Genomic DNA, 13,529 nt, shown 5'->3' on the forward strand with positions numbered 1-13,529 from the left:
CCCTGTCATCGTCAATCGTCGCGCAGGAACAGTTCCTGCAGGTCGTTGAGGAAGCGCTGGCCGAGCGGCGTCGGTGCGATCTGCGCGAAATCACGCGCGATCAGCCCGCGCCGTTCCGCCTCCTTGAGCGCCGGTTCGATCGTGCTCATCGGCAGGCCCGTGCGTTCGGCGAAGCTGTGCACCGGGAAGCCGTCGACGAGCCGCAGCGTGTTCAGCATGAACTCGAACGGCAGGTCGCGCGCGCCGACTTCGCGTTCTTCCTGCACCGGCGTGCCGGCCAGCGCCTGCTCGATGAAGGTGGCCGGGTGCTTGTAGCGCGCCTGCCGCAGGATGCGGTTCGGGAACGACAGCTTCGTGTGCGCGCCCGCACCGATCCCGAGGTAGTCGCCGAAGCGCCAGTAATTCAGGTTGTGCTTGCACTGGTGATGCGGCTTCGCATACGCGGACACCTCGTAGCGCTCGTAACCGGCTTCGGCCGTGCGCGCGTGGATCCACTCCTGCATGTCGGCGGATGCGTCGTCGTCGGGCACGACAGGCGGAAACTTCGCGAACAGCGTGTTCGGCTCGAGCGTCAGGTGATACAGCGACAGATGCTGCGGCGCGAACGACAGCGCCGTTTCGATATCCGTGCGGCATTCGTCGAGCGTCTGGTTCGGCAGCGCGAACATCAGGTCGAGATTGAAGTTGTCGAACGTCTTCGCCGCGACCTCGACGGCCGCGCGCGCCTGCGCGGCGTCGTGGATGCGGCCGAGCGCCTTCAGGTGCGTCTCGCTGAAGCTCTGGATGCCGACCGACAGGCGGTTCACGCCGCTCGCGCGGAACTGCGCGAATTTCGCCGCCTCGAACGTGCCCGGATTCGCCTCGAGCGTGATCTCCGCGTCCGCGTCGAGCGGCAGCAGCGCGCGCACGTCGGACAGCAGGCGGTCGAGGCCCGCTGCCGACAGCAGGCTCGGCGTGCCGCCGCCGATGAAGACCGTATGCACCTGGCGTCCCCAGACGAGCGGCAGCGCGTGCTCGAGATCGGCGCGCAGCGCGTCGAGATACTCGGTTTCCGGAAACCGCTCGCCCTTCCACTCGTGCGAGTTGAAGTCGCAGTACGGGCACTTGCGCACGCACCACGGGAAATGCACGTACAGCGCGAGCGGCGGCAGCGACGTCAGCCGCACCTGGCCGGGCGACGTGAACGTCGCGACGACGCGCGCGCCGGTTTCCGCAGCCTGGCTCATGCTGCCTCCTGCGACGAACGAATGTGAGCGTGGGGGCTGTTCATGCTGCCTCCCGCCGGGCCGCCCCAAGGGAGGCAGCCGCCCCCTCGGGGGGCAGCGAACGAATGTGAGCGTGGGGGCTGTTCATTCTCCCTCCGCGAGCCGCGCGAGCAGCGCCTTGAGCGCGAGCGCGCGATGGCTGAGTGCGTTCTTCACCGGCGGTTCGAGCTCGGCCGCCGTCGCGCCGAGCGCCGGCAGGTAGAAATACGGGTCGTAGCCGAATCCGTGTGCGCCGCGCGCCGCGTCGACGATCTCGCCGTGCCAGCGGCCCTCGGCAAACAGCGGCTCCGGATCGTCGGCGTGGCGCACGAGCGCGAGCACGCAGCAGTAGTATGCGCGGCGGTCCGCGATGCCGCGCAACTGGTCGACGAGGTGCGCGTTGTTCGCCGCGTCGCCTTTCTCGAGCCCCGCGCGCTGCGCGTAGCGTGCGGAGTAGACGCCGGGGGCGCCGCGCAGCGCGCGCACGCACAGGCCGGAGTCGTCCGCGATCGCCGGCAGCCCGGTGAGCTGGGACGCGTGACGCGCTTTCGTCAGCGCATTCTCGATGAACGTGCGGAACGGCTCGTCCGCCTCCGGCACCGCGAGGTCGCCCTGCGGAATCACGTCGATGCCGACGGTCGAGAACATCGCCGTGAATTCGCGCAGCTTGCCCGCGTTGTTCGACGCGAGCACGATGCGCGACAGCGGCGGCGTGGTGCGATCCTCAGACATGACTCTTACCCAGCGCGTCCTTCTGCATCTGCACGAGCGTGCCGATCCCGCTTTGCGCGAGATCGAGCAGCGCGTTCATCTCGTCGCGCGAGAACGGCACGCCTTCGGCGGTGCCCTGGACTTCGACGAAGCCGCCCGCACCCGTCATTACGACGTTCATGTCGGTGTCGCAGCGCGAATCCTCCGCGTAATCGAGATCGAGCAAGGGTGTGCCCTCGAACACGCCGACCGAGATCGCGGCCACGTGGTCGTTGATCGGCGAGCGCGCGAGCTTGCCGGCGGCGATCAGCTTCGACACCGCGTCGTGCGCGGCGACGAACGCGCCGGTGATGCTCGCGGTGCGCGTGCCGCCGTCGGCCTGGATCACGTCGCAGTCGATATGGATCGTGCGCGGGCCGAGCGCCTCGAGGTCGAACACCGCGCGCAGCGCGCGGCCGATCAGGCGCTGAATTTCCTGCGTGCGGCCCGTCTGCTTGCCGCGTGCAGCCTCGCGGTCGCTGCGCGTATGCGTCGCGCGCGGCAGCATCCCGTATTCGGCCGTCAGCCAGCCTTGCCCGCGATCGCGCAGGAACTCCGGCACGCGCTCGGCGACGCTCGCGGTGCAAATTACCTTGGTGTCGCCGAATTCGACCAGCACGGAGCCTTCCGCATGCTTCGTGTAGTGGCGCGTGATGGCGACCTTGCGCAGTTCGTCGGCGCGGCGGCCGCTCGGACGGGAAAAGGATTGCGTCATGAGCGAGATAGAGAGTGGGAGAGGAAACCCCGATTTTAGCGCTGAACGCCTCGCGCGCCCGGCGGGGTCGGCGCCAAAAATGGGATAATGCGCGTTTCCGCCCCGCGCTTACGACGCGCCGGGCGCCTCGATTGATTCCCGGCCCGCAAGGGCATCCAGACGGCGAGACGAACCATGATCTACAGCATGACGGGCTATGCGAGCGCCACGCGCGAACTCGCGGCGGCGACGGGTAACGGCGGCACCAGCGTGTCGGTCGAATTGCGTACCGTGAACTCGCGCTTTCTCGACCTGAATTTCCGCATGCCCGACGACGTGCGCGCATGCGAGCCCGCGCTGCGCGAAATGCTGATGAACAAGCTGTCGCGCGGCAAGGTTGACATTCGCATCAACCTGCAACGCGGCGAGCAGAGCATTGGCGCGGGCGCGCTGAACCAGACGGCGCTCGGCCAGCTCGCCGACCTCGAGCGCTCGGTGCTCGAATCGTTCCCGGGCGTCGGCCGCCTGCGCGCGGGCGAGATCCTGCGCTGGCCCGGCGTGATCGCGGAAAGCGGCGTGTCGGCCGACGCGATCCGCGACGCGGTGCTCGCGTGCGGCAAGGAAGCGATCGGCGAGCTCGTCGTCGTGCGTTCGCGCGAAGGCGCGCAGCTCGCGACGATGCTGCTGTCGAACGTCGCCGAGATGGAAGCGATCGTCGCGCGCATTACGCCGCTCGTGCCGGAGCTGATCGCGAAGCATCAGCAGAAGATCGTCGAGCGGCTGCAGGAGGCGCTCGGCATCGCGGCGCCGGAAGGCAGCGCGCCGATCGTGTCGCGCGAGGAAGCCGCGGAGCGCATCCGTCAGGAAGTGACGATGTACGGGATCCGGATCGACATCGCGGAGGAGCTGTCGCGGCTCACCGCGCACCTGAACGAAACGCGTCATGTGATCGAGAAGGGCGGCCGCGTCGGCAAACGTCTCGACTTCATGATGCAGGAACTGAACCGCGAAGCGAACACGCTCGGCTCGAAAGCGGCGGCCAAGGAACTGGCCGACGCGTCGATGGCGCTCAAGCTGCTGATCGAGCAGATGCGTGAGCAAGTGCAAAACCTGGAGTAACGCAACATGACCCCAACCCCCCACGACGGCCACGCCGCGCATTCGCTGCACGCGGGCGTCTATCCCGGCAACCTGTTCATGGTCGTCGCGCCGTCGGGCGCCGGCAAGTCCACGCTCGTGAATGCGCTCCTGTCGAAGGACAGCGAGATCTGCCTGTCGATCTCGTACACGACGCGCAAGCCGCGGCCGGGCGAGCAGGACGGCCAGCATTACCACTTCACGACGGTCGACGATTTCCGCGAGCGTCACGCGGCGCACGAGTTCCTCGAGAGCGCGGAAGTGCATGGCAACTACTACGGCACGTCGCGCGTGTGGATCGAAGAGCAGATGAAAAACGGCCACGACGTGCTGCTCGAAATCGACTGGCAGGGCGCGTTGCAGGTGAAGAAGCAGTTCCGCAACGCGGTCGGCATCTTCATCCTGCCGCCGTCGCTCGACGCGCTCGAGGAGCGCCTGAAGAAGCGCGGCCAGGACGAGCCGAACGTGATCACGCGGCGCCTCCTCGCGGCCGGCAGCGAGATCGCGCACGCGTCGGAAGCGGAGTACGTCGTGATCAACGAGAACTTCGACTGCGCGCTGGCCGAGCTGGAATGCATCGTCGCCGCCACGCGCCTTCGCTTTGCTTCGCAGTACGCGCGACATGCGGAGCTGTTCATCGAGCTCGGCATCCACCTGCCGCACGCGGAATGACGCGAGCGACAAGGGACATAAGGTAGAATAAGCACTATATTCAGAAGGAATTACCCAACATGGCTCGCATTACCGTCGAAGACTGCCTGAAGCAGATCCCGAACCGCTTCGAACTGGCGCTCGCCGCCACCTATCGCGCGCGGCAGCTCGCGCAAGGCCATACGCCGAAGATCGAAAGCCGCGACAAGCCGACCGTCGTCGCGCTGCGCGAGATCGCGGCCGGCCAGGTCGGCATCGAGATGCTGAAGAAGGTGCCGGTCTAACCGCGCTTGCTTCACGCCAGCCATGTAGTCCACGCGCGCAACGATTGCTGACCGAGGAGGCGAATATGAGCACCACCCCATCGTCCGCCTCCGCGGATCCGACCACCGAAGCCACGGCACAATCGCCTGCGCGCCAGTACATCGACGCGGTCCTCGAACAGTCGTTCCGGCATCTGTTCGGGCCGACCGCCACCCCGGAGCAGCCGCGCAAGCACGGCGTCGTTTCGATCGCGAAACTGACCGCCACGCTCGCCGAGTATCTCGCGCCGGAGGAAATCAAAGAGGTCAAGGCGGCGTTCCACTTCAGCGACGAAGCCCACCTCGGTCAATATCGCCAGAGCGGCGAACCCTACATCACCCATCCCGTCGCCGTCGCGGAAATCTGCGCCGGCTGGAAGCTCGACGCGCAGGCCGTCATGGCGGCGCTGCTGCACGACGTGATGGAAGACCAGGGCGTGACCAAGAGCGAGCTGGCCGAGCGGTTCGGGCCGAAGGTCGCGGAACTCGTCGACGGCCTGTCCAAGCTCGACAAGATGGAGTTCCGCAGCCGCGAGGAAGCGCAGGCGGAAAACTTCCGCAAGATGCTGCTCGCGATGGCGCGCGACGTGCGGGTCATCCTCGTCAAGCTCGCCGATCGCCTGCACAACATGCGCACGCTCGGCGCGGTGCCGATGGAAAAGCGCCGCCGCGTCGCGCGCGAGACGCTCGACATCTATGCGCCGATCGCGCACCGCCTCGGTCTGAACAATACCTATCGCGAGCTGCAGGACATGAGCTTCGCGAATTTCAACCCGCATCGCTACGCGACGCTCGAGAAGGCCGTGAAGGCCGCGCGCGGCAACCGCCGCGAGGTGATCGGCAAGATCCTCGAGGCCGCGCAGCGTGCGATGGCCGACGCGAAGATCGACGCCGAAATCACCGGCCGCGAAAAGACCATCTACAGCGTCTACCGGAAGATGCGCGACAAGCAGCTGTCGTTCTCGCAGGTGCTCGACGTGTACGGCTTCCGTGTCGTCGTCGAGAATCCGCTCGACTGCTATACGTGCATCGGTGCGCTGCATGCGCTGTACAAGCCGGTGCCGGGCAAGTTCAAGGACTACATCGCGATCCCGAAGATCAACGGCTATCAGTCGCTGCACACGACGCTCGTCGGCCCGTTTGGTGCGCCGATCGAGTTCCAGGTGCGCACGCGCAAGATGCACGAGATCGCCGAGGCGGGCGTCGCCGCGCACTGGCTGTACAAGAACGGCAGCGCGGATCTCAGCGATGTGCAGAAGCGCGCGCACCAGTGGCTGAAGTCGCTGCTCGACATCCAGAGCGAAGCCGGCGATTCGAGCGAATTCCTCGAGCACGTGAAGATCGACCTGTTCCCGGATGCGGTCTACGTGTTCACGCCGAAGTCGAAGATCATGGCGCTGCCGCGCGGCGCGACGGCGCTCGACTTCGCGTATTCGATCCACAGCGATCTCGGCAACCAGTGCGTCGCCGTGAAGATCAACAACGAGCTGCTGCCGCTGCGCACCGAGCTGAAGAGCGGCGACATCGTCGAAGTGATCACCGCGCCGTATTCGAAGCCGAACCCCGCGTGGCTCGGCTTCGTGCGCACCGGCAAGGCGCGCTCGGCGATCCGTCACTACCTGAAGACGATGCGCCTGAACGAGTCGGTGCAGCTCGGCGAGCGGCTCGTCGATCAGAGCCTGAAGGGTTACGGTCTCGCGCTGGCCGACATCACGCCGGAAGTGTGGGAAAAGCTCGTGCAGTGGACGGGCAACAAGAGCCGCCAGGAAATCTTCGCGGACATCGGCCTCGGCCGCCGCGTCGCGGCGGTGATGGCGAAGCGCATCGAGGTGCTGATGAGCGGCCGCGACGCGGACGACGATCTGCCGAAGGCCGAGCGACATGCCGCGCATCATGCGCCGCCTGTCGTGATCACGGGCACCGAAGGGATGTCGGTGCAGCTGTCCGCGTGCTGCCGGCCGATTCCGGGCGACGCGATCATGGGCTATATCGGCATCGGCCTCGGGATGGCGATTCATACGACCGATTGCCGTGTCGCGCAGCGCATCCATCGCCGCGATCCGGGCCGCTGGATCGATGTCGAATGGGCGCCGCAGCCGGGGCGCCTCTTCGACGTCGCGGTGAAGGCGCTCGTGAAGAATACGAAGGGGATCTTCGCGCGCGTGGCGGCGGACATCACGTCGGCCGACGCGAACATCGTCCACATCGCGATGGACGAGGATCTCACGCACGAATCGACGGTGCTGCGCTTCGTGATCCAGGTCAGCGACCGCGTCCATCTGGCGAACGTGATGCGGCGCGTGCGGACCAATCCGGACGTGATGCGGATCATGCGCGAGCGCTCGACCGACGACGGCGCCCATGCGCGTCACGATGGCGGGATGCGTATCGAGCGCGAGCGGCAGGATTACTGACGCACCGGGTGTTTGGATCGAGCAATGCGACGGCGGCCTTGGGCCGCCGTTTTTGTTGATGCGCTTTGGAAGCGGCTGCGGCGCTCGAACTGTGCGTCGCCCGCATGCGGCGTGCCGATGATTGCGTGGACGAGCCGTGCGGGCTTGTCTGGAGGATGCGAACGGGACAGAAGGTGTGTGTGCCCGGATTGCCCGATGGGTGCGTGGCGCCGCGATCGAGCGGGGAGGGGGAAAGAAAAAGGGCCTTCCCGGAGGAAGGCCCTTGAAGGTGGCGCGGCTGGCAGGATTCGAACCCACGACCCCTTGGTTCGTAGCCAAGTACTCTATCCAACTGAGCTACAGCCGCACGCAAAGCGGTACTACTTCAAACTGACAGGACCTTCTTCGATGGGAAGGCCCTCAATAATGGCGCGGCTGGCAGGATTCGAACCCACGACCCCTTGGTTCGTAGCCAAGTACTCTATCCAACTGAGCTACAGCCGCACGCAAAACGGTACTACTTCAAACTGGCAGGGCCTTCGGTGAAGAAGGCCCTTGAATCAGGTGGCGCGGCTGGCAGGATTCGAACCCACGACCCCTTGGTTCGTAGCCAAGTACTCTATCCAACTGAGCTACAGCCGCACGCAGAAGAGGGATTATAGCAGGGTTGTTTAAAAAGGGAAGCCTTATTCGCAAAATATGCGCTCCGGGTCTGCCGGGGCGGTCCATCGTGTACCCTTGAAGCATCCGCAATCCATGTTTGAATGTGCATCATGAACAAGGCGTTTGTCAAAGAGTCGGACGGCGACGACGACGATCTCGACCAGGCCCAGCCCGCGATTCCGGCTGGCTCGAAGAACTACATCACGCCGGTCGGGCACAAGCGGCTCAAGGACGAGCTGCTGAACCTGATCGACGTCGAGCGTCCCGAGGTCGTGCGGCTCGTGTCGTGGGCGGCATCGAACGGCGATCGTTCCGAAAACGGCGACTACATCTACGGCAAGCGGCGGCTGCGCGAGATCGACCGGCGTATCCGCTTCCTGACCAAGCGGCTCGACATCGCCGAGGTGGTCGACGCGAGCCGGCAGGAGAATACCGACCAGGTGTTCTTCGGTGCGACGGTCGACTATGCGACGCCGGACGGCGGCGAGCACACGATCACGATCGTCGGCATCGACGAGGTCGATCTCGACCGCGGACATGTGAGCTGGATCTCGCCGGTGGCGCGCGCGCTGCTCAAGGCGAAGATCGGCGATACCGTTACGCTGCTGACCCCCGCAGGCCCGCAGCCGATCGACGTGCTCGACGTGCACTATCCTGAGCCCGGCAAGGCTTGAGCCCGGCAAGGCCTGAGCTCGGCGGGGCACGCGCTGTCGCGCAAACAGGAAGCGCCCCGTTCGGGGCGCTCTGTCTTGTCGGTGAATCCGCTGGCAGTGAACGCAGCGATGCTCAGAAGCGATGGCGCAGGCCTGCCGTGACGGAAAGCTGCTTGTTGGTCGACGATGCAGTGCCGAGGCCGTTGATATTCGCGTCGAGCTTCAGGCCGTCCGCGTTCACCTTCTGGTATTCGCCCTGCAGGTATACGTCCGTGCGCTTCGACAGCACATAGTCGGCCTGCAGGTTGAACTGGTGCCAGCTCGGCGTCTGGCCGACGATGCGGCTGTCGGTGTACGTATACGATCCGGCGAGGGAAAGCACCGGCGTCAGTGCGTAGCGGCCGTTGATTTCATAGTTGTTGAAGCGGGTGCCGCCCGACAGGCCGGTAATGCCGCCCGTCACGCCCGAAGCTGCGGCGCTGATGGTGCGGGTGTCGGTCAGGCGCGTTTGCGTGAACACGAAGCCGGCCGTCGCCGGGCCGAACGTGTAGTTCAGGCCTGCACCCCAGGTGCGCTGACGGCTGGCCGCGAAGGTCCAGTCGCCCGCGACCGCGCCGGGATCGCTGACCGCCTGCGACAACGCGTTCACGTTGTTGTTCAGCTGCAGGTAGGCGGCCGCGAAGTTGAAGCCCATATAGGTGTACGACACGCCGACGCTGTACGCGCGGTTGTTCGCAAAGTCCGTCGAGTTCGAGAAGCCGTACAGCGCACCAAACTTCAGGCCGCTGTAGTTCGCGCTCTGGTATTTGACCGAGTTGTTGATCCGGAACGAGTTGTTCAGGTTGTCGTTGTCGAACGGGTGCGCGAACTGGGTGCCGCCGTATTGCGTGCCGGTCAGCGACAGCGGGCCGAGATAGTCGACGACGCTGTCGTACTGGCGGCCGAGCGTGACCGAGCCGTAAGTGTTGTGCGCGAGGCCGACGAAGGCCTGCCGGCCGAATTCGCGGCCGTTCTGCTTCAGCGTGCCGTTATTGATGCCGAAGCCGTTTTCCAGGGTGAAGATCGCTTTCAGGCCGCCGCCGAGATCCTCGGTGCCGCGCAGGCCCCAGCGGCTGCCGTTGACGGAGCCGCTCGTCTCCTGCCACGCGCTGTGGCCGCCCTGGTTGTTCGTGTACGTGATGCCGGCGTCGATCAGGCCGTACAGCGTGACGCTGCTTTGTGCATGCGCGGCGGTTGCGAACACGCCCGACAATGCCGCGACGATCAGGGTCTTTCTCATTGATCTGTCTCCAAACAGGATGATGCAAATCGAACCTGCTGCTGGCACCGGCGAGTGTGTACGGCGAATCGGTGGCAAATCGCGATGACGCCGGGCGGGCGTGGACGCCCTCGTTTCTTCGGACCTCATGCAAAGTGTATGGAGCGGCCCCGAGCGGCGAGGAAAACACTTTAAACAATAGTCTATTTTGGATTCCGCAATGATTGCCGGGTAGCCGGGAAGCCCTGTCCGTCAAGGGTTTGCGGCAATGCAGGGAGCGAGTGGGGCGATGCGCTCGACGCGTCGGGCGTTGCGCGATTGCGACAGGCGGTTATCGGCGGGCGCCGGGTGCGTTAGTGCGATTATTGCCACGGCGGCAATAGAGGTTTGTGTGGAGCATGGATAATGAAAGGATGTTATGTCGCTATACTGCAATCTCTGCTTTCCGAAGCAGACTTTTTCGTTGACGGAAAAGATCTCCAAACCTTTGTCGGCGCGACTTCCCAGTCGCGCTTTTTTTTTTGCGTCGCTTTCCCACCCCTTACTGCTCGTACCAGCGGCGTCGGCGCCTGGCTGGCGGCAGCGCTTCCTTGGTCTCGGCCGGCGGCGGCTCGTGCGACCAGTCTTCCATCACGTAATGACGCGCGTCGAGCGGCGACGCGAGCAGGTTCTGCCAGTGGTCGCCATGCCAGGTCGTGTCGAACTCGGCGCCGCAGGGCGTTTCACGAGCGGCGGCGTCGGCAAGTGCGCGGGACTTGCGGCGTACGCGTCCGAGCCGGCTCGCGAAGCGCTTGATTCCGTCCAGCCACATGACTCTCTCCCTCACCATGCGCGTCGCTTCAGCATTGCAATGCTCTGCGTTTTCCGCAACCCGGAAAAATACTGAGGATTTTTCCGACCCGATATCGAGCCGGTAGGTTTTTCGTGGTCGGGATTATCAGGGAGCCGGCCCCGGTAATAATGACAGGTTTTTTGCAGGGGTCGATTTATCGATAAGGACCAGGTACCGATTCCAGTGGCATTAGCGCTTTTTTTATAATGCGTTTACCAAAAATTTTCTTGACGTGCCCGGATTGTCCAATTTATAAAGTCACCACTCCGTCCTCGGGCGGAGCGCTTCTGGCTTGCGCCGGCATGACGCTTCGGGGCTTCGGAAAACGGCTATAAGGAATAGCTTTTTTGATCAAATCGAGTGGGGAACGAAGGTATGGATACCGGTATCGTGAAATGGTTTAACGATGCTAAGGGCTTCGGTTTCATTACGTCGGACAATGGCGGCGAGGATTTGTTTGCGCACTTTTCCGAAATCAAGATGGACGGTTTCAAGTCGCTGAAGGAAAATCAGCGCGTTTCGTTCGACGTGAAAGTCGGACCGAAAGGTAAGCAGGCGGCGAATATCCAGGCGATCTGACGCGCTGCGTGTTGCCGATCACGTCCGAGCCCCCGCGATGCGGGGGCTTTTTGCTTTGACAGGCGCTTCGATGGGCGCTGCGACAGGGCAGAACCGCGCCGGCAACCGGTTCGCGCTGGCCGTGGATGCGCAAGCCGGTGCATACTCACGGAAGCGCCGTTTCCCCAGTCCTTTCATGTCCGATTCCCGCCCGTCCGATCCCGCCTGCGAACTTCCGCTCGTTTTCGTCGACCTCGAGACCACCGGCGGCTCGTCCGCCGAGCATCGCATCACTGAAATCGGCGTGGTCGAGATCGGCCCGCATGGCGTGTCGACGTGGGCCTCGCTCGTCGATCCGGGGCAGCCGATCCCGCCGTTCATTCAGCAACTGACAGGCATTTCCGATGCGATGGTGCGCGATGCGCCATCCTTTGCATCGCTTGCGCCGGCGCTGTTCGAGCGGCTCGACGGCAAGCTGTTCGTCGCGCACAACGCGAGCTTCGATCGCGGTTTCCTGCGCGCCGAATTCGAGCGCGCCGGTTTCGCATTCAATCCCGACGTCCTGTGCACGGTGCGCTTGTCGCGCGCGCTGTTTCCGCGCGAGTCGCGGCACGGACTCGACGCGCTGGTCGAGCGGCATTGCCTCGTGCCGTCCGCCCGGCATCGGGCGCTCGCGGACGCCGACCTGCTGTGGCAGTTCTGGCGCCAGCTGCATGAAATCGTGCCGCTCGAGCGATTGCGTGAGCAGATCGCCCGCACGACACGGCATTTCCGTCTTGCCGGCGGTATCACCGAAGCGTGGCTCGACACGGCGCCGGCGGGGTGCGGCGCCTATGCGCTGTTCGGCGAAGCGGACGAGCCGCTCTATGTCGGGCGCAGCGTGCGCGTGCGGCAAAGGCTGCGCGCGCTGTTGACCGGCGAGCGGCGTTCGTCGAAGGAGATGCGACTTGCGCAGCAGGTGCGGCGCGTCGAGTGGCGCGAGACCGGCAACGAGCTCGGCGCGATGCTTGCCGAGGCGCAGTGGATCGCCCGCCTGCGGCCGGCATTCAATCGCCGTCCGGCGGCGGACGCGGCACGCGCCGGCAGCGCGGCGCCATGGCCGTTCGAGGGCGCGGTGGCGTTCGAAGCGCGCGGCGAGCGCTCGCTGTTCCATGTGATCGACGGCTGGCGCTATCTCGGCGCGGCAGAGTCGATCGATGCCGCCGCACGGCTTGCCGCCGGCGAAGCCGCCGAAGTGACCGAGCCGTTCGAGCCGTTCACGTATCGTCTGCTGCAGACGCACCTGTCGCGTGGGCTGCAGTTGATCCCGCTCGCCGTGCTCGCGCCCGCCGGCGGCTGACCGGCCGCGGTCAGCCGATCGCGCTTGCGCCGCCTGCCGCGCATACGTGCGACAACGCGGTGCCGAGCGCTTGCGCCTGGCTTGCGTCGTAGCGCGTCAGCGATTTCCAGTTGGCAATGCTGCGGGCGAGCCGCGCCTGGCAGTCGGGCGCCGTTCTCAGCGGTTCGACCTGCGCGAGGCCGGCGAGCATCGCCTGCGTCAGCTGGTCGAGCTTCGGGCGCGTGCTCGTCGCGAGATCGGGCGGTGTGCCTTCAGGCGGCCGCGTTGCGCGCCATGTGGCGAACAGTGCATTCTGCACGTCCTTGCTCGCCGCGATCTGATCCTCGAAGAACGTCCGGGCGAATGCAGGATCGACGCCGGCGCGCGTCGCGCGCCGTTCGACCGACGTGAGCAATTCCGCTTCGCGCGGACGATCCTCGATCGGCATGTGGTTCGCCCATTTCCAGCGCGCCACCGGCTCGGCGAGCGCGAGGCGCTGCGACGCGAGCGCGACGAGGTTGGTCAGGGCCGTATCGTCGCCGTCGGCATGGACGGCAGGGGGCGCGGAGAAGAGGGCGAGGCCGAGCGCTGCTGCAGCGAGGCTCGCGCGAATGGGATGCTTCATCGGAACGATCGCGTGCCGGGTGAACCGGAAGTGGAAAAGCAGAAGGATAGACGAAGACGGTCGCGCGGCGTGGCGTCGCGACAGGAGAATCAGCGGACGAGCTGATCCGGCACCGTCAGGCCATTGCGACCCGGGTGCGAGGCGGACTGCGGCAAGTGCGCAGCGATGTACCGCACGGTTTCGAGCGTCGACACGCGGCGGTTACAGAGCGGAACGCTCGTTCACTTCGGCGAATACAGCTTGTGCTGTTCGTCGAAGAACGCCCGAACGTGTTCGGGCAGCTCGGCGAGGAATTCCACGCCAACGGGCTCCGGATCCGGGCTCATCACTTGGTCCGGGGGCGGCACGCGAGTCGGTTTTTCGTCCATGATCGTTTCTCCAGCAGGTTCAATAATTATCAACCTCGTGCTCGAATTTATGCCAGAAACGAATCGTTAGATTTTGTCTCTGT

Annotated in this window: 14 protein-coding genes and 3 tRNA genes; 7 read left to right on the forward strand and 10 right to left on the reverse strand. The window is 65.1% G+C overall.

Annotated elements, in window-relative coordinates:
- Positions 1–11 precede the first annotated feature (11 nt).
- From hemW to rph, 3 genes are all read right to left on the reverse strand, one after another.
- Positions 12–1,226, reverse strand: coding sequence for a radical SAM family heme chaperone HemW (gene hemW / locus ACV22Z_RS20825; RefSeq protein WP_448078178.1), 1,215 nt, complete (start codon positions 1,224–1,226; stop codon positions 12–14).
- A gap of 123 nt (positions 1,227–1,349) precedes the next feature.
- The gene (gene rdgB, locus ACV22Z_RS20830; RefSeq protein ID WP_448078179.1) at positions 1,350–1,976 is read right to left on the reverse strand and encodes an RdgB/HAM1 family non-canonical purine NTP pyrophosphatase; all 627 of its coding nucleotides are present in this window, start codon (positions 1,974–1,976) and stop codon (positions 1,350–1,352) included.
- Positions 1,969–2,709 carry a ribonuclease PH gene (gene rph / locus ACV22Z_RS20835; protein ID WP_448078180.1) on the reverse strand — a complete coding sequence of 247 codons (741 nt, stop codon included), beginning with the start codon at positions 2,707–2,709 and terminating at the stop codon, positions 1,969–1,971. The genes rdgB and rph overlap by 8 nt, the downstream gene beginning before the upstream one ends.
- Positions 2,710–2,883: 174 nt before the next feature.
- On the opposite strand from rph, the gene ACV22Z_RS20840 reads away from it, so the two are divergent.
- From ACV22Z_RS20840 to ACV22Z_RS20855, 4 genes are all read left to right on the forward strand, one after another.
- Complete coding sequence (locus ACV22Z_RS20840; protein ID WP_448078181.1) at positions 2,884–3,807, forward strand: YicC/YloC family endoribonuclease; 924 nt, start codon at positions 2,884–2,886, stop codon at positions 3,805–3,807.
- A gap of 6 nt (positions 3,808–3,813) precedes the next feature.
- Positions 3,814–4,497, forward strand: a complete 684-nt coding sequence (gmk, locus tag ACV22Z_RS20845; protein WP_448078182.1) for a guanylate kinase — start codon at positions 3,814–3,816, stop codon at positions 4,495–4,497.
- Positions 4,498–4,556: 59 nt separating this feature from the next.
- Complete coding sequence (rpoZ, locus tag ACV22Z_RS20850; protein WP_006999799.1) at positions 4,557–4,760, forward strand: DNA-directed RNA polymerase subunit omega; 204 nt, start codon at positions 4,557–4,559, stop codon at positions 4,758–4,760.
- 65 nt (positions 4,761–4,825) lie between these two features.
- Complete coding sequence (locus ACV22Z_RS20855) at positions 4,826–7,192, forward strand: RelA/SpoT family protein (protein WP_448078183.1); 2,367 nt, start codon at positions 4,826–4,828, stop codon at positions 7,190–7,192.
- Between the two features lie 269 nt (positions 7,193–7,461).
- Here the strand turns inward: ACV22Z_RS20855 and ACV22Z_RS20860 are convergent.
- The 3 genes from ACV22Z_RS20860 to ACV22Z_RS20870 all read right to left on the reverse strand — a co-directional run bounded on the left by ACV22Z_RS20860 (position 7,462) and on the right by ACV22Z_RS20870 (position 7,813).
- Positions 7,462–7,538: transfer RNA gene (locus tag ACV22Z_RS20860), tRNA-Arg, on the reverse strand.
- 60 nt (positions 7,539–7,598) lie between these two features.
- Positions 7,599–7,675 (reverse strand) — tRNA-Arg (locus tag ACV22Z_RS20865).
- A 61-nt stretch (positions 7,676–7,736) separates the two neighbouring features.
- Positions 7,737–7,813 (reverse strand) — tRNA-Arg (locus ACV22Z_RS20870).
- Positions 7,814–7,944: 131 nt separating this feature from the next.
- On the opposite strand from ACV22Z_RS20870, the gene greB reads away from it, so the two are divergent.
- Entirely contained in the window at positions 7,945–8,508 is a 564-nt protein-coding gene (greB, locus tag ACV22Z_RS20875) for a transcription elongation factor GreB (RefSeq protein ID WP_448078184.1), read from the forward strand.
- Between the two features lie 112 nt (positions 8,509–8,620).
- Here greB and ACV22Z_RS20880 read toward each other — a convergent pair whose 3' ends face one another.
- Together ACV22Z_RS20880 and ACV22Z_RS20885 are read right to left on the reverse strand one after the other, a co-directional pair.
- A complete protein-coding gene (locus ACV22Z_RS20880) occupies positions 8,621–9,766 on the reverse strand; it encodes a porin (protein WP_448078185.1) in 1,146 nt (381 codons plus the stop codon).
- 520 nt (positions 9,767–10,286) lie between these two features.
- Positions 10,287–10,556, reverse strand: coding sequence for a hypothetical protein (locus ACV22Z_RS20885; RefSeq protein WP_448078186.1), 270 nt, complete (start codon positions 10,554–10,556; stop codon positions 10,287–10,289).
- 396 nt (positions 10,557–10,952) lie between these two features.
- Between ACV22Z_RS20885 and ACV22Z_RS20890 the strand changes: the two genes are divergently transcribed.
- Both ACV22Z_RS20890 and ACV22Z_RS20895 read left to right on the forward strand, forming a co-directional pair.
- Entirely contained in the window at positions 10,953–11,156 is a 204-nt protein-coding gene (locus tag ACV22Z_RS20890) for a cold-shock protein (RefSeq protein ID WP_448078187.1), read from the forward strand.
- 175 nt (positions 11,157–11,331) lie between these two features.
- The gene (locus ACV22Z_RS20895) at positions 11,332–12,474 is read left to right on the forward strand and encodes an exonuclease domain-containing protein (protein WP_448078188.1); all 1,143 of its coding nucleotides are present in this window, start codon (positions 11,332–11,334) and stop codon (positions 12,472–12,474) included.
- A gap of 10 nt (positions 12,475–12,484) precedes the next feature.
- Here the strand turns inward: ACV22Z_RS20895 and ACV22Z_RS20900 are convergent, their stop codons facing one another.
- A complete protein-coding gene (locus ACV22Z_RS20900; RefSeq protein ID WP_448078189.1) occupies positions 12,485–13,078 on the reverse strand; it encodes a chorismate mutase in 594 nt (197 codons plus the stop codon).
- 221 nt (positions 13,079–13,299) lie between these two features.
- On the reverse strand, positions 13,300–13,446 hold the full coding sequence (locus ACV22Z_RS20905; RefSeq protein WP_448078190.1) for a hypothetical protein: 147 nt from the start codon (positions 13,444–13,446) through the stop codon (positions 13,300–13,302).
- Positions 13,447–13,529 lie beyond the last annotated feature (83 nt).

Source organism: Burkholderia sp. PU8-34 (assembly GCF_053427725.1).